The following is a 15824-nucleotide window of genomic DNA, read 5'->3' as shown; positions in this document are numbered from 1 at the left end:
CATGCGGCCATGAGGGCTGCTCGGGCGACTCACGGGGCCGCCCTCCAACCCTATGTGTGGAAGATCCTGCCGATATGTTTGCGCCTTTGTTAAAGAAACTTTTTGGAAGCAAGAACGAGCGTGAAGTCAAACGCATGCTCAAGACGGTACAGATCGTCAATGCCTTCGAAGAGCAAATGGTGGCCCTTTCGGACGATCAATTGCGTGCCAAGACTGCCGAGTTCAAGGCCCGTATCGCCAAGGGTGAAACCCTCGACAAACTGCTTCCCGAAGCCTTCGCGGTCGCCCGTGAAGCCGGTAAGCGGATCATGGGAATGCGCCACTTCGATGTGCAGCTGATCGGCGGCATGACCTTGCATGAAGGCAAGATCGCCGAGATGCGCACCGGTGAGGGCAAGACTCTGGTAGCGACCCTGGGTGTGTACCTCAATGCGCTGTCCGGCAAGGGCGTGCACGTGGTGACCGTGAACGACTACCTGGCTCGCCGCGACGCCAACTGGATGCGCCCGCTGTACGAATTCCTCGGCCTGAGCGTCGGCGTGGTCACGCCGTTCCAGCCGCCTGAAGAGAAACGTGCTGCTTACGCCGCCGACATCACCTACGGCACCAACAACGAATTCGGTTTCGACTACCTGCGCGACAACATGGCTTTCAGCATGGAAGACAAGTTCCAGCGCGAGCTCAATTTTGCCGTGATCGACGAAGTCGACTCGATCCTCATCGACGAAGCCCGTACTCCGTTGATCATTTCCGGCCAGGCTGAGGACAGCTCCCGCCTGTATACCGAGATCAACAAGCTGATCCCGCGCCTCGAGCAGCACATCGAGGAAGTGGAAGGCCAGGTCACCAAGGCCGGGCACTTCACCGTCGACGAGAAGACCCGCCAGGTCGAGCTCAACGAAGCCGGTCACCAGTTCATCGAAGAAATGCTGACCCAGGTCGGCCTGCTGGCTGAAGGCGAAAGCCTCTACTCGGCGCACAACCTGGGCCTGTTGACCCACGTTTACGCCGGCCTGCGTGCGCACAAGCTGTTCAACCGCAACGTTGAATACATCGTCCAGGATGGGCAGGTGGTCCTGGTGGACGAACACACCGGTCGTACCATGCCCGGTCGCCGCTTGTCCGAAGGCCTGCACCAGGCCATCGAAGCCAAGGAAAACCTCAATATCCAGGCCGAGAGCCAGACCCTGGCCTCGACCACCTTCCAGAACTACTTCCGTCTGTACACCAAGCTGTCCGGCATGACCGGCACCGCCGACACCGAAGCCTTCGAGTTCCATCAGATCTACGGTCTGCAGGTGATGGTGATTCCGCCTAACAAGCCGCTGGCCCGTAAGGACTACAACGACCTGGTGTTCCTGACCGCGGACGAGAAATACGCCGCGATCATCAACGACATCAAGGAGTGCATGACCCAGGGCCGTCCGGTGCTGGTAGGCACCGCGACCATCGAAACGTCCGAGCACATGTCCAACCTGCTCAACAAGGAAGGCATCGAGCACAAGGTCCTGAACGCCAAGTTCCACGAAAAGGAAGCGGAAATCATTGCCCAGGCCGGTCGCCCGGGCGCCCTGACCATCGCCACCAACATGGCCGGTCGTGGTACCGACATCCTGTTGGGCGGCAACTGGGAAGTGGAAGTGGCTTCCCTGGAGAACCCGACTCCGGAGCAGATCGCCCAGATCAAGGCCGACTGGCAGAAGCGTCACCAGCAAGTGCTGGAGTCCGGTGGCCTGCAGGTGATCGCTTCCGAGCGCCATGAGTCCCGTCGTATCGACAACCAGCTGCGTGGCCGTGCCGGCCGCCAGGGCGACGCCGGTTCCAGCCGCTTCTACCTGTCCCTGGAAGACAGCCTGATGCGTATCTTCGCCTCTGACCGGGTGAAGAACTTCATGAAGGCCCTGGGCATGCAGTCCGGCGAGGCGATCGAGCACCGCATGGTGACCAACGCCATCGAGAAGGCCCAGCGCAAGGTCGAAGGCCGCAACTTCGACATCCGCAAGCAATTGCTGGAGTTCGACGACGTCAACAACGAGCAGCGTAAAGTGATCTATCACATGCGCAACACCTTGTTGGCCGCGGACAACATTGGCGAAACCATCGCCGACTTCCGCCAGGACGTGCTCAACGCTACCGTCAGCGCCCACATCCCGCCGCAATCGCTGCCTGAGCAGTGGGACGTGGCAGGCCTGGAAGAAGCCATCCAGAGTGGCTTCGGTGTCAGCCTGCCGATCCAGCAATGGCTCGACGAAGACGATCACCTGTACGAGGAAACCCTGCGCGAGAAGCTGCTCAACGAGCTGATCGCCGCGTACAACGAGAAAGAAGACCAGGCCGGTGCCGAAGCCCTGCGCACTTTCGAGAAGCAGATTGTTCTGCGGGTACTGGACGACCTGTGGAAAGACCACCTGTCGACCATGGACCACCTGCGTCACGGTATTCACCTGCGTGGTTACGCGCAGAAGAACCCGAAGCAGGAGTACAAGCGCGAATCCTTCACCCTGTTCTCCGAGTTGCTCGACTCCATCAAGCGCGACTCGATCCGCGTGCTGTCCCACGTCCAGGTGCGTCGCGAAGACCCGGCCGAGGAAGAGGCTCGCCTGCGTCAGGAAGCCGAGGCTCTGGCCCAGCGCATGCAGTTTGAACACGCCGAGGCACCGGGGCTGGATCAGCCGGAAGCCCTGGAAGAGGGCGTCGAGGTCGATGTGGCCCTGGCCACCGCGCCAGTGCGCAACGAGCAGAAGCTTGGCCGCAATGAACTGTGCTACTGCGGTTCGGGCAAGAAGTACAAACACTGTCACGGCCAGATCAACTAAGATCCCCGCCAGACACTGAAACACCCGCGCCGTGACGGCATCAGCCGTCGCGGCGTTTTTCCATTTGCGGCACCGTCTTTTGAGACGACGGTGCAGACACCTGATAAGAGGAGCGCATTCATGGCTGTTGGTCTTGGTCCTTTGCCTACGTTGCACCCGGTTGCCGGCTTCGAGCTCGGTATCGCTTCGGCCGGCATCAAGCGCCCGGGGCGCAAGGATGTGGTGGTCATGCGTTGTGCCGAAGGCTCCACGGTGGCGGGGGTGTTCACCCTCAACGCGTTCTGCGCCGCACCGGTGATTCTGGCCAAGCAGCGGGTACAAGGCCCGGTGCGGTATCTGCTGACCAACACCGGTAACGCCAACGCCGGCACTGGTGAGCCGGGCCTGGCCGCGGCGTCCCGCACCTGCGCCAAGCTGGCGGAGCTGACCGGCGTCGATGCCAGCGCCGTGCTGCCTTACTCCACCGGGGTGATCGGCGAGCCATTGCCGGTTGAGAAAATCGAAGGCGCTTTGCAAGCTGCGCTGGACGACCTGTCCGTGGACAACTGGGCTGCCGCCGCCACTGGCATCATGACCACCGACACCCTGCCCAAGGGCGCCAGCCGCCAGTTCCAGCATGATGGCGTGACCATCACCGTGACCGGCATCAGCAAAGGCGCGGGGATGATCCGCCCGAACATGGCAACCATGCTCGGCTACATCGCCACTGACGCCAAAGTCTCCCGCGAAGTGCTGCAGAACCTGTTGCTGGACGGTGCCAACAAGTCCTTCAACCGCATCACCATCGACGGCGACACGTCGACCAACGACTGCTGCATGCTGATCGCCACGGGGCAGGCCAAGCTGCCGGAAATCACCAAGGCCGAGGGCCCGCTGTTCGCTGCCCTGAAGCAGGCGGTGTTCGAGGTGTGCATGGAAGTGGCCCAGGCCATCGTCCGTGACGGTGAGGGCGCGACCAAGTTCGTCACTGTGGAAGTCAACGGCGGGGCTACTTGCCAGGAGTGCCTGGACGTGGGCTACACCGTGGCTCACTCGCCACTGATCAAGACCGCGCTGTTCGCTTCGGACCCGAACTGGGGCCGCATCCTGGCGGCAGTAGGTCGTGCCGGGGTGCCGGACCTGGATGTCAGCAAGATCGACGTGTTCCTCGGCGAAGTCTGCATTGCCAGCCGTGGCGCCCGTGCCGCCAGCTACACCGAAGCCCAGGGCGCGGCGGTGATGCAGCAGGAAGAAATCACCATCCGCATCGAACTGGGCCGTGGCGCGTGCAGCGAAACCATCTGGACCACCGACCTGTCTCACGAATACGTGAAGATCAACGCGGAATACCGCACCTAAGAACCTCGCCGGCGTTGCCGCTCCTGCTGTAGGAGCCGGCTTGCCGGCGAAGCGCAGATCCAACGCCCGGCCCGCAAGGGCCTGGCCAACATGCCTGAGCAGAGGAAGTAGTGCGGTGAAACGAGTACATGTGGCTGCGGCCGTTATCCGGGATGCCAGCGGCAAGATCCTGATTGCCCGGCGTGCCGATACTCAACATCAAGGTGGCCTGTGGGAGTTCCCCGGCGGCAAGGTCGAGCCCGGGGAGGCGGTCGAAGCCGCGCTGGCCCGCGAGCTACAGGAAGAGCTGGGCATCGTCGTCACCGCAGCGCGCCCGCTGATCAAGGTGCAGCACGATTATCCGGACAAGCAGGTACTGCTGGATGTCTGGGAAGTCTCGGCGTTCAGCGGTGAGCCTCACGGCGCCGAAGGGCAACCTCTGGCCTGGGTCACTGCTCGTGAGCTGGCCGACTATGAGTTCCCCGCGGCCAATCAGCCGATTGTCGCTGCCGCGCGTCTGCCAGCCCAATACCTGATTACCCCGGAAGGGCTGGAAACCCCGACCCTGCTGCGAGGCATGCAAAAAGCCGTGGCCCAGGGCTGCAAGCTGATTCAACTGCGGGCTCCCGGCGGCTACGACCCGCAGTACCGCGACCTGGCGGTGGATGCGGTGGGCCTGTGCGCCGGCAAGGCGCAACTGATGCTCAAGGGGCCCTTCGAATGGCTGGGGGATTTCCCCTCGGCGGGCTGGCACATCACTGCGGCGCAACTGCGCAAGTACGCCAGCGCCGGGCGGCCGTTCGGCAAGGATCGCTGGTTGGCGGCTTCCTGCCATAACGCCGAGGAGCTGTCCCTGGCCCAGCAGATGGACGTGGACTTCGTGACCTTGTCTCCGGTACAGCCCACCCAGACCCATCCGGATGCACAGCCATTGGGCTGGCAACAGGCCGAGCAACTGATCGGCGGTTTCAACAAGCCGGTGTATCTGCTGGGTGGCGTGGGGCCCGCCGAATGCCAGCAGGCCTGGGCAGCGGGTGCTCAAGGTGTAGCGGGTATCCGCGCCTTCTGGCCGCAGGATTGAAGACATCCTCAATGGCAGCCTGGGCCCAGGTCTGCGGGAGCAGGCTTGCCTGAGAGGCATCGTCGGGCGCTTGCAGGCCCTTTCGCCCGCAAGCCGCGTGGTCAGGGCTTGGCGGCGGCCTGCCAGAGGATTTCGGCAATGCCCTGGCGCTTGGCGATCAGTCGCGCGGCGACAAACAGCAGGTCCGACAGGCGATTGATGTAGGCCAGCCCAACCCCTTGCAAAGGCTCAACGGCATTCAGGTGCTGACAGCGACGCTCGGCGCTGCGGGCCAGGCTGCGACAGACATGGGCCTGGGCGATCAGCGCCGAGCCGCCGGGCAGGATGAAGTTCTCCAGCGGGCCCAACTCCTCGTTCCACAGATCGATGGCCGCCTCCAGGCGCTGTACTTCGGCCTCGTTGAGGGCCTGATAGACCGGCATCGCCAGCTCGCCACCCAGGTCGAACAACCGATGCTGACAGGGAGCCAGCACTGTGATCACTTCCTCGAGCCCGGGGCAGACACCGCTCTGCTCACCGAGGCCTGCCAGTAGCAGGCCCAATTGGCTGTTCAGGGTATCAACCTCGCCAATGGCTTCGACCCGAGGGTGATCCTTGGGCACCCGACGGCCATCCCCCAGTCCGGTTTCGCCTTTGTCGCCAGTGCGGGTGTAGATCTTCGACAAGCGAAAGCCCATGTTCAGTTCTCCAGTGGTAACGGTTCTTGGACCAGCGGCTGGCTGCTGGCCAGGGGCAGGCGCAAGGTGAAGCAAGTGCCCTGGCCGCGGGTGGACTGCACCTCCATCTGCCCCTTGTGGTTATTGGTGATGATGAAGTACGACACCGACAGGCCGAGCCCGGTGCCCTGGCCGATTTCCTTGGTGGTGAAGAAGGGCTCGAAGGTACGCTTGCGCACGTTTTCGCTCATGCCGATTCCGTTGTCCTCCACCTGGATCTCTGCCCAGGGCGGATTCAAACGGGTACGCAGGATGATACGTCCGGGTTCGCTGTCATCTTCGCGCTGATGGATGGCCTGGGCGGCGTTTTTCAGCAGGTTGAGCAGCACCTGTTCCAGTTCGTTGGCAGTGCCGGCAACCGGGCCCAGGTTCGGGTCGAACTGGCGAATGATCGCCTGGCCCTTGAAGTCGAAGCCAATGGCCAGGTCGAAGTCGTTGCTGGCGATCTCCACCGCCTGGTCGATCAGCGCCGGCAGGTCGCAGGGGGCCATCTGGCGGTTGCTGCGCCGGCTGAAGCTGAGCATGTGGGTGACGATCTTCGCCGCCCGGGCTCCGGCCTGCTGAATGCCATCGAGCAGTTGCGGCACTTCGCGGCTTTCCAGGTAGCGATTGACGGTCTGCAGTTCAACACCGATCTGCTGCGCGTGCTCAAGGTTCTTTGGCAGGTCGGCAGACAGTCGTCGGCGAATGTTCTGTACGTTGTGCAGGATCGCTCCCAGCGGGTTGTTGATCTCATGGGCCATGCCGGCCGCGAGGCCGCCCACCGAAAGCATTTTCTCCGATTGCACCATCATCTCTTCCAGGGACAGGCGCTGGGTGATGTCGTCGATACGGATCACCACCCCGCGTCCGGCGCCCCCCATCAGGGGGTAGAAGGTCAGGGCGTAGTGCTTGGATTCTTCGTCCTTGAACCAGGTGACCCGCTCGACCTTGGTCACCGTGTGCTGTTCGACGGTTTCCTTGAGCTGCGGCAGGAACGGCTTGAGCGGTTCGAAGGCGAGGAAGATCGGCTGGTTCAGGGCTTCGTCGAGCCGGGTGCCGGACAGGGCGCTGGCTTCCTGGTTCCACTGGGTGACGTAGAGCTGTTCATCCAGAGCGATCAGCGCCGAGGGCATGGAGTCGATGATGCTGTTGAGGTAGTTCTGAAAGCCGGTGAGCTTCTTCTCGATCTTGCTGCGCACCTGGACTTCCAGTTCCAGCTTGCGGTTGGTATGGCGGGTTTCCTCCGCCAGCCCCTGGGCCTGGTCGTAGGCGGCCTGGGAGTCGTCCCGGGCGCGCTTGAGCTGCTGCTCGCGAGCTTCGATGCGCGACAGCATGGTGTTGAAGGCTTCTGCCAGGCTGCCGATTTCATCGTGGTTGCCCCGGGCTGCGCGCAGGGCGTAGTTCTCCTCGCGGGTGACCTGGCGCGACAGTTCCTCGAGCTGGTGGATCGGCTGGGTGATCAGGCGCTTGATCTGCCGGGCGATGACCAGCCACAGCAGCACACTGAAGATCAGGATTCCCAGGCTGGCGGTCAGGGTGCCGGTGTAGAAGGCCATCGGCAGTTCGCTGGTGGCCACCAGCAGCAGGTGGCCGGGGGCCTGGCCCGGGCGGGGCAGGGTGATGACCTGGTTGCTGCGAAACTCGGTCATTTGCCAGGCTTCGATGTGCCGATAGCGTTCGGGCAGCTTGAGGCGTTCGCCGTGCTGCAACTGGGCCAGGCGCTGGCCCTTGCCGTCATAGAGTGCGGCAGCCCGCAGCGGGGTATAGCTGTCGAGTTCGTTGAGCAGCTTCTCGGCATCTTCGGGGGAGTTCAGCGCCTGGATCGCCAGGGTCGGATTGGACACCAGGCGGCCAATGGTCTGCAGCGCCTGGGGCGCCATGCTTTCCTGGGAGATCCAGTAGGCCGCGCTGATAAAGGTCAGGTTGGCGACCAGCAGAACGGTGGTCAGCAGGACAAGCAGGGCGGCCAGGAGCTTTTGGCCCACTGGCAGGTTTTCGAGGCGCTGGCGCAATGGCATCGGCTATATCGCTGGAAATGAGCAAGTGGGGAGCGTAGCCGCTGCTCAGGCGCTGGGCAATCCGCGTTGCTGCAGCTGGTTCACCAGGCGCTGTTGCAACTGCTGCAGATGAGGCAGTTGCAGGCGATGCCGGGCAGCGGCTTCACAGGCGTAACCCAGCAGGTAGCTGATTTCGGTACGCCGCCCGTTGCTGACATCCTGGTGCATTGAGGAATAGTTGGCGGCGGTGGCCAGGATCACCCGTTCCACTTCCTGTTGCAGGTTTTCCGCTGCGGCGGGTTGCCCGCAGCATTGCAGCAGCTCGCTCAGCTCGGCGCACAGGGTGGCCACTTCGCAATGATGCTGCTGCAAGCCACCGTTACGGCAGTCGTGCAGTACCGTCAGTGGGTTGATCGCGCAGTTGAGTGCCAGCTTGCGCCAGAGCCGGGTGAGGATCTGGGTGCTCCATTCATGGGGAATGCCGCTGGCCGCCAATTCGTCGAGCCAGATCGGCGGCGTGGGGTGCCCCGAGTCCCCCAGCCAGGTGTAGCCGTGGCCGGCAAAGACCACGCGCCAGTCGCCATCGCGGAAGGCGCCCTCGGTGCTGGAGGCGGCAATGCAGCGTGCCTGGGGCACTCGGGCGGCCACGGCATCCTGGCTGCCCAGGCCGTTCTGCAGCAGGATCAGTTCGGCTCCCGGCTCCAGGCGCGGGGCGATGCTGGCCACTGCCGCCTCGGCGTCGTAGGCCTTGCAGGCCAGCAACAGGCGCTGGATGGGGGCGCTGCTGGTGCTGGTTTCTCCGGGAATTGCCAGCAGGCTGCTCTGGCCCTGTTCTACCAGGGTCAGGCCGCCGGCCGCCTGATAGGCCCGCAAGCGGGCGGGGTCACGCAGAATCAGGCGTACCGGCAAGCCGGCGCGGGCCAGGCGGGTGGCCCACAGGGTGCCGAGGCTGCCGGCGCCGAGAACATGCCAGGTGGTGGACATCAGGTTTTCGCTCTGTTTGGCCGCCCGGGGGAGGGCGCGGGGTGAAGGAGGGGAAAGACCCGTTATAATGAGCGCGGATTTTAACCGCAAGCCGGGCGTGTTCGATGTTTTGAACAGCGCCCCTTTTTATTTGGAGAGATTACATGCCGTCGTTTGACGTGGTATCCGAACTGGACAAGCACGAAGTCACCAACGCGGTGGAAAACGCCGTCAAGGAACTGGATCGCCGTTACGACCTCAAGGGCAAGGGCAGCTTCGAGTTCAAGGACAAGGAACTGACCGTCAACCTGACCGCCGAGGCCGAGTTCCAGCTTGAAGCGATGATCGAGATTCTCAAGCTGGCCCTGGTCAAGCGCAAGATCGACGTGCAGTGCCTGGAGGTCAAGGACGCCTATGCCTCGGGCAAGGTGATGAAGCAGGAAGCGGTCCTCAAGGAAGGTATCGATAAAGAACTGGCGAAGAAAATCGTCGCCCATATCAAGGACGCCAAGTTGAAAGTGCAAGCCGCCATTCAGGGCGAGCAGGTACGAGTGACCGGCAAAAAGCGTGACGACCTGCAAGAGGCCATCGCCGCCCTGCGTGCCAAAGAGTTCGGCATGCCGCTGCAATTCAACAACTTCCGCGATTGATCGGCTTCTCCGGGAACCTCTAGAGCTTATTGGCGTCCGAGGCCGGAGGAATGGCAGAAACGATTGAGCTCCCGCGGGGCTGGTCGTTCTGCCTGTCAGTCATGTGCGCCGCAACCCCGGGAATCTGGAGAAATAGATGGATTTGAACGCTGAAGTAGACAATCTGGTCCGGGCCTCCCAGGCCTGGATTCCAATGATCATGGAATACGGCAGCCGGGTGCTGCTGGCTGTCATCACCCTGGCCATCGGCTGGTGGTTGATCAACAAACTGACTCACAAAGTGGGCAAGTTGCTGGCCCTGCGCAATGCCGACCTGGCGCTGCAAGGTTTTATCAGCAGCCTGGCCAACATCATTCTCAAGGTCCTGCTGATCGTCAGTGTGGCTTCGATGATCGGTGTCGAAACCACCTCCTTCGTGGCCGCGATCGGTGCTGCCGGCCTGGCCATCGGCCTGGCCCTGCAAGGCAGCCTGGCGAACTTCGCCGGTGGGGTATTGATCCTGCTGTTCCGCCCGTTTCGTATCGGTGACTGGATCGAAGCCCAGGGCATCAGCGGTACCGTCGACAGCATCCAGATCTTCCACACCGTGCTGCGTACCGGTGACAACAAGACAGTGATCGTGCCCAACGGCAACCTGTCCAACGGCATCATCACCAACTACAACCGTCAGCCGACCCGCAAGGTGGTGTTCGACGTGGGTGTGGACTATGACGCGGACCTGCAGAAGGCCCGCGAGGTGTTGCTGGAACTGGCCAAGGATGAGCGGGTACTGGCCGATCCGGCCCCGGTAGCTGTGGTTTCTACCCTGGGCGATAGCGCCATTACCCTGTCGCTGCGGGTATGGGTCAAGACTTCGGACTATTGGGACGTGCTGTTCCAGTTCAATGAGTTGTCCCGTGATCGCTTGAAGGCAGCGGGCATTGATATTCCTTTTCCACAACGGGTGATTCGAGTGGTTCAGGAAGCAGCAGCGCAATAAGTCAGTTTCATGACCTGGCCGTTCGGTCAGCTAATGTTGTTCAAGACAAGGGGCTATCAGCCCCTTGTTTGTTTTCAAGTCCGGACTTGGCAACTATGTAAGTTCGCATCGGCAAGGTCTGAAGTAGCTATTGAAGCCTACTTTATTAGTTAGCTTGCTATCTTGATCGGCGGGTTCAATAGGGTACTTTTGCAAGGCAAAAAAAACCGCCAACCTAGCTCAGGTTGGCGGTTCTTATTAGTACTGCGTGTTAAAGCAATCCGCTGAGCCGTGAATTACAAGATGCTCAGTGGGTACTCTACGATCAGACGCAGGTCGTTCAGGTTGTCGTAGTTGGTCGCGCGGTAATCGCTATTGGTACCACGATAGATCGCGTTACGCAGACGGAAGGACAGGTCTTTGGCCGGGCCTTCCTGAAGCACGTACTTGGCTTCTACGTCCCATTCATGCTCTTTGCCGTCACTGGAGTCAGCAACGGTAACGTTGCTGCCGCGAATGTAGCGAGTCATGAAGCTCAGGCCTGGCACGCCGAAGGAGGCCATGTTCAGGTCGTAGCGAGCCTGCCAGGATCTTTCGTCTTCGCCCACGAAGTCGGAGATCTGCACAGAGTTGGCTACGTAAACGGTGCCACCACCATCAACGCCGTAGTTGTAGCCGGTCTTGCCGCTGGACTGCTGGTAAGCCACGGTGAATTTGTGGGCTTCGATGCTATAGGCAGCTGCCAGGCTCCAGACGCGGTTGTCCAGGTCGCCAGCCAGCTTCTTACCATCATCCTTGCTGCGATAGCCGTTGAAGTCGAAGTTCAGAGATTGTTTTTCGCTCAGCGGCAGGGTGTAGTTGACGTTGAAGTACTGCTTCTTCCAGTAGTCTTCAACATCGGAAGCGTGCACGGCGAAAATGAAGTTCTCAAGACCCGAGTAGGTAGCACCTACGATGTTTGCAGAGCTCAGGCCCGGGTTCTGTTTGCCAGTAACGCGGCTGCGACCGTTGATGCTGTCACGGCCCATGCCGGTCTGGGCGCTCAATGCGGTGAAGCGACCACCGATCAGTTCCAGGCCCTTGATTTCGTTGCTGGTGATCAGGGTACCGGTGGCAACTTCAGGCAACAGACGGCCGTCGTCTGTAGTAAATACTGGGCTGGATACGAACTGGTTGCCGTATTTCAGTACAGTATCGGAGATGCGGAACTTCGCAGCGCCGCCCAGTTTCGACTGGGTGTTTTCAGGCTCGCCGGAACCATTGGTGGCGAACAGGCCGTTACCCGCACGACCCGAACCGCCGTCGAGTTTCACGCTGCCCATGGCCATGGCATCGACGCCGAAGCCGACGGTGCCTTGAGTGAAGCCGGACTGATAGGTGAGCAGTTCGCTGATACCGGTGTCTTGACGGTAGCCGCTGGTTTTGTCGTCAGTACCTGTGGTGTAAGTACCGTTACCACGACGCACGTTACCAACGCCGTCCTTATAGTCACGGTTCATGTACATTGCGCGAGTTTTCGCGGTCAGGGTGCTGTCTTCGATAAAGCCTTTTGCATCGTCCTGGGAGGATGCAATTGCAAACTGCGAGGTGCCTGCTGATACAGCCAGGGCGATCATGCTCCACTTCATCACGCGCATCGTGATTTGCTCCTTTGGTTTTTAGAAGAGTACTGCCGTCCCACCTGTTTTTTTATCTGGGCGGCTCTTTCTTTTTGTGTCGGCGCAAACTTATATCACGCTGACAATGTTGGCGATACTTGCCTATCTATCCTTTCAGCTTCTTTACGGCCCTGTCGCAATTTGCTCGATAGGCGTCGTAATTCTGCAGTCAGTCTGTATCCAGGCCGACAACTTTCAGCAGTGTTTTTCGAAGCCGAGAATGAAGGAAACAAGTCCCCATGCACACACTCTAAAAAGCACCGCGGGGCAGCCCTGCCACTATTATTATGAGTCTGTAAGGCCTGACTTCCGTTAGACCGTTGCAGACGATGCGGGGTTGAATGCAACAAGCGTGCACAAACTGAATCTAGCCACCCATTTTTCTTCAAAGAGCCTTTCGGGCCTGTAAAAACCGCATAAAACCGCTGTTTCAAGGGGCGTTTTGTTTGGCTTGACTCTGTGGTTTTCCTGGTGCAGGGCTGTGCATTAAGTTGCACAGTGCGGCGAAACGTTACCGCTGCACACTGCAAAGTGAGTAAACGGCGGATGCTTGAGGAATTTAGCGTAGACCGCCTGTGCGATTCTGGTGCAAAACTTTTGCAACGCTGTGCACGATTCATACAGTCAGGCCCAGGCAAAATAAGGGGCGCAAGGGTTAGCTCGGGTCATTTTCCGAATGGTCTGCGGGTTGTGGGCGCAAATGGTGCGAGGCGCGAGGAAATGTCCTGCTGTGGGGCGTGGCCTTTGCATCGCGATCGGCTCCTTGCCGTGCCTGAGTGTGTGCTGTCCGGTCTCTGGCTCATTGGTCATGAAGCGCAGGGCATTCGCAGGTATGCTGCGCGTCTGTCGCCTGGCAGGAGTCCGTCTACTGGACGCCGGGCTGAAACAAGCTGAGCGGGAGTAAACGCGGTGTTCACTTTAGATTCACGGCTGCAACAAGACACATTGACCCTCGGGGATTTCCCCCTCTGCCGGTTGCTGCTGTCCAATGACGCCAACTATCCCTGGTTCATCCTGGTGCCGCGTCGCGAGGATATCAGCGAGTTGTTTCAACTGGATGTCACCGACCAGCAACAGCTATGGCAGGAAACCACCGCGCTGGCCGAGTTGCTCAAGGACTCGTTCGATGCCGACAAGTTGAATGTGGCGACGTTGGGCAATGTGGTGAGCCAACTGCATATGCACGTGATCGTGCGCAGGCGTGATGATGCGGCATGGCCGGCACCGGTATGGGGCAAGCATCCGGCCAAGCCTTACAGCACCGAGCAAGTGGCGGCGATCCGTGAACGCCTGCGGTTGGTGCTGACCGATGATTTTCAGTTTCTGGAGGGGTGAGGCATGAGTCTGCAAGAGCGTGTAACCGACCTGGAGAGCCGCCTGGCGTTTCAGGATGACACCATTCAGGCCTTGAACGATGTGCTGGTGGCGCAGCAGAGGGCAGTGGAGCGCCTGCAGTTGCAGATGGCGGCATTGCTCAAGCGCCAGGAAGAAATGGTCGGGCAGTTCGAGTCGTTCGAAGAGGAAGCGCCACCGCCTCATTATTGAGGAGGATCGCCCCCCATAAAAAAACCGCGCCTGGGCGCGGTTTTTTTATGGGCGGCCGATCAGCGGCGCGGCAGCGCGGCAATCACGTCTTCGGCTTGCAGGCCCTTGTCACGGTTCATTACCGAGAACTCCACGCGCTGGCCTTCCACCAGGACGCGATGGCCTTCTCCGCGAATGGCGCGAAAGTGCACGAAAATATCATCGCCGGAATCCCGGGAGATAAAACCGAAGCCCTTGGAGGTGTTGAACCACTTCACGGTACCGGTATCACGATTGCTCATATCGTAGCTTGGCGTGGCGGAAGCGGAAGGTGATGACTTGTAGAAGCTGATGGCCAGGTGCAGGACTACGGCGATCAGTGCAGTCAGCAAGCTGACCAGAACCGCCGGTTGGCCACCAATGACTGGCATGGGGGCCAGCAGGGTGAGGGTTTGCAGTACAACGACCAGCACCAGCAGGGCGCTGACCAGATTTTGCAGGTGATGACGAGAGCCTTTGTTCCAGTAGGGAATAACTGGAGCCAGGATCAGGTTGAGCAGGCCGAAAAGGGCCAGGTAAAGAGCATCGGGTTGTTGCAGGTAGGGAACCGCGTCAGATCTCAGACTCGGAATCAAGGACAGCAGCAAAGCTGCAATGCCTGTCAGCAGGTGGACGATTTTCAACATTTTGATTAACTCACGTTAAGAAGGAAGCACAAGGAGGAGCTGATCACGCACGGTTCGCTTCTGAACAAATAGGTGAGGCGGTGGTTACGTACGCGGTGTCAGCCTATGCGCGCTGGCCGAAGAAATAGGCAACAGCGACACGGGCTCTATTTAACAGCAAAGCCCAGGCCTTCTCAAATCAGCAGCGGGGCTTGGCCCGGGCGTACAAATGAGCGCTTCTGCAGGCCGAGCTCGGAGAATCGGGCAAAAGCCTGTTCTAGACAGATGGCGGTGATTTTTCCAAGGAACGTCGGATTTCTGCTGCTGTCTGACCTGACTCGAACTCAGTGAGGTTTATCCCGGGCCGGGCCACGGGACAATCCACCGCAGGCCGATTGATGATCCTGGGCGGCGCAGGGGCGGTACTCTTGCTAGAGTGGTCCGGCAGATGAATGGGTGAATCCATCCCGATAACGGAGAGAAACATGGCAATTGATATCGGTATCAGCGAAGAAGATCGTAAATCCATCGTCGACGGTCTTTCCCGTCTGCTTTCGGATACCTACGTGTTGTACCTGAAAACCCATAATTTCCATTGGAACGTCACCGGCCCGCAATTCCGTACCCTGCACTTGATGTTCGAAGAGCAGTACAACGAACTGGCCCTTGCAGTGGACCTGATCGCCGAACGCATTCGCGCCCTGGGCTTCCCGGCTCCGGGGCCTATTCCATCTATGCCCGGCTGTCTTCGATCAAGGAAGAGGAAGGGGTGCCTGCCGCCGAGGAAATGATCAAGCAACTGGTCGCCGGCCAGGAAGCAGTGACCCGTACCGCCCGCGGCATCTTTCCGTTGCTGGACAAGGTCAGCGACGAGCCCACGGCGGATCTGCTGACCCAGCGCATGCAGGTGCATGAAAAAACCGCGTGGATGCTGCGCTCTCTGCTGGAAAACCGTTAAGCCCGCTCTTGCGAATGGCGTCCCGTACGCCGTTCGCACCCTCGCCCAGCAGGCAGCACCTGCGTTCTCCAGACCTTCCGGGGTTGCAGCCCGGATAGATGCCTGACGGTCGGTGACGCCCGCGATGGGGTCATACGGCTGCACAGGGCCGATTTAATGGATATAATCCCGCTCTTTGCTACGTAGCCCGGGCTTTGGCGTGGGCTCTGGCTGTAGTTCAAGCAGTAATCTGGATTGCCGAGACGCCCCCCATGCCCATGTACGACTATCAATGCGCTTCCTGTGGTCATCAGCTGGAAGCCATTCAAAAGATCAGCGCCGCGCCGCTGGTCGACTGCCCAGCCTGCCAGGCGCCCGAGCTGAAAAAAATGCTGTCCATGCCTGGTTTCCGCCTGAGCGGCACCGGCTGGTACGAAACCGACTTCAAGACCGGCTCCAAGAAGAACCTGGCCGGTGGCGACAAAGCTGACTAAGTTGAACGACACGCGCGAGTTCTTGCACTATCCGGCACCTTGAGGTGCGCAAGGCCTCCATCGAAT

At 60.3% G+C, this 15824-nt stretch carries 13 protein-coding genes and 1 pseudogene; 9 read left to right on the top strand and 5 right to left on the bottom strand.

What is annotated here, in order from left to right; genetic code table 11:
- Nucleotides 1–74: 74 nt before the first annotated feature.
- The 3 genes from secA to KI242_RS24430 all read left to right on the top strand — a co-directional run bounded on the left by secA (nucleotide 75) and on the right by KI242_RS24430 (nucleotide 5214).
- On the top strand, nucleotides 75–2816 hold the full coding sequence (gene secA / locus KI242_RS24440) for a preprotein translocase subunit SecA (RefSeq protein ID WP_011063035.1): 2742 nt from the start codon (nucleotides 75–77) through the stop codon (nucleotides 2814–2816).
- A 120-nt stretch (nucleotides 2817–2936) separates the two neighbouring features.
- Complete coding sequence (gene argJ / locus KI242_RS24435; RefSeq protein ID WP_015636776.1) at nucleotides 2937–4154, top strand: bifunctional glutamate N-acetyltransferase/amino-acid acetyltransferase ArgJ; 1218 nt, start codon at nucleotides 2937–2939, stop codon at nucleotides 4152–4154.
- Nucleotides 4155–4269: 115 nt separating this feature from the next.
- Nucleotides 4270–5214 carry a Nudix family hydrolase gene (locus KI242_RS24430; protein WP_125062107.1) on the top strand — a complete coding sequence of 315 codons (945 nt, stop codon included), beginning with the start codon at nucleotides 4270–4272 and terminating at the stop codon, nucleotides 5212–5214.
- Nucleotides 5215–5315: 101 nt separating this feature from the next.
- Here the strand turns inward: KI242_RS24430 and KI242_RS24425 are convergent, their stop codons facing one another.
- From KI242_RS24425 to KI242_RS24415, 3 genes are read right to left on the bottom strand one after another with little or no spacing between them, the layout of a single operon-like run.
- Complete coding sequence (locus KI242_RS24425) at nucleotides 5316–5891, bottom strand: cob(I)yrinic acid a,c-diamide adenosyltransferase (RefSeq protein WP_183000015.1); 576 nt, start codon at nucleotides 5889–5891, stop codon at nucleotides 5316–5318.
- Nucleotides 5892–5893: 2 nt separating this feature from the next.
- On the bottom strand, nucleotides 5894–7930 hold the full coding sequence (locus KI242_RS24420; RefSeq protein WP_015636773.1) for a HAMP domain-containing sensor histidine kinase: 2037 nt from the start codon (nucleotides 7928–7930) through the stop codon (nucleotides 5894–5896).
- Nucleotides 7931–7975: 45 nt separating this feature from the next.
- Nucleotides 7976–8893 carry a putative 2-dehydropantoate 2-reductase gene (locus tag KI242_RS24415; RefSeq protein ID WP_015636772.1) on the bottom strand — a complete coding sequence of 306 codons (918 nt, stop codon included), beginning with the start codon at nucleotides 8891–8893 and terminating at the stop codon, nucleotides 7976–7978.
- Between the two features lie 143 nt (nucleotides 8894–9036).
- On the opposite strand from KI242_RS24415, the gene KI242_RS24410 reads away from it, so the two are divergent.
- Nucleotides 9037–9522, top strand: a complete 486-nt coding sequence (locus tag KI242_RS24410; RefSeq protein WP_011063029.1) for a YajQ family cyclic di-GMP-binding protein — start codon at nucleotides 9037–9039, stop codon at nucleotides 9520–9522.
- A 136-nt stretch (nucleotides 9523–9658) separates the two neighbouring features.
- A complete protein-coding gene (locus tag KI242_RS24405) occupies nucleotides 9659–10501 on the top strand; it encodes a mechanosensitive ion channel family protein (protein ID WP_011063028.1) in 843 nt (280 codons plus the stop codon).
- A gap of 275 nt (nucleotides 10502–10776) precedes the next feature.
- On the opposite strand, the gene KI242_RS24400 is transcribed toward KI242_RS24405, so the two are convergent.
- Nucleotides 10777–12117, bottom strand: coding sequence for an OprD family porin (locus KI242_RS24400; protein WP_015636771.1), 1341 nt, complete (start codon nucleotides 12115–12117; stop codon nucleotides 10777–10779).
- Between the two features lie 930 nt (nucleotides 12118–13047).
- Here KI242_RS24400 and KI242_RS24395 point away from each other — a divergent pair.
- Nucleotides 13048–13473, top strand: coding sequence for an HIT domain-containing protein (locus tag KI242_RS24395; protein WP_011063026.1), 426 nt, complete (start codon nucleotides 13048–13050; stop codon nucleotides 13471–13473).
- A 3-nt stretch (nucleotides 13474–13476) separates the two neighbouring features.
- Entirely contained in the window at nucleotides 13477–13683 is a 207-nt protein-coding gene (locus KI242_RS24390) for a SlyX family protein (RefSeq protein WP_011063025.1), read from the top strand.
- A 59-nt stretch (nucleotides 13684–13742) separates the two neighbouring features.
- Here KI242_RS24390 and KI242_RS32030 read toward each other — a convergent pair whose 3' ends face one another.
- The gene (locus KI242_RS32030) at nucleotides 13743–14348 is read right to left on the bottom strand and encodes a cold-shock protein (RefSeq protein WP_011063024.1); all 606 of its coding nucleotides are present in this window, start codon (nucleotides 14346–14348) and stop codon (nucleotides 13743–13745) included.
- Between the two features lie 464 nt (nucleotides 14349–14812).
- Between KI242_RS32030 and KI242_RS24380 the strand changes: the two are divergent.
- Nucleotides 14813–15285, top strand: a pseudogene (locus KI242_RS24380) (Dps family protein).
- Between the two features lie 251 nt (nucleotides 15286–15536).
- Nucleotides 15537–15758, top strand: coding sequence for a zinc ribbon domain-containing protein (locus tag KI242_RS24375; protein WP_010457489.1), 222 nt, complete (start codon nucleotides 15537–15539; stop codon nucleotides 15756–15758).
- Nucleotides 15759–15824 lie beyond the last annotated feature (66 nt).

It is taken from the genome of Pseudomonas sp. Eqa60, from assembly GCF_018326405.1.
Classification (GTDB): Bacteria; Pseudomonadota; Gammaproteobacteria; order Pseudomonadales; family Pseudomonadaceae; genus Aquipseudomonas; species Aquipseudomonas protegens.
Note: the sequence above shows the minus strand (reverse complement) of the source record. Positions and strands in the feature narration are given on the sequence as shown.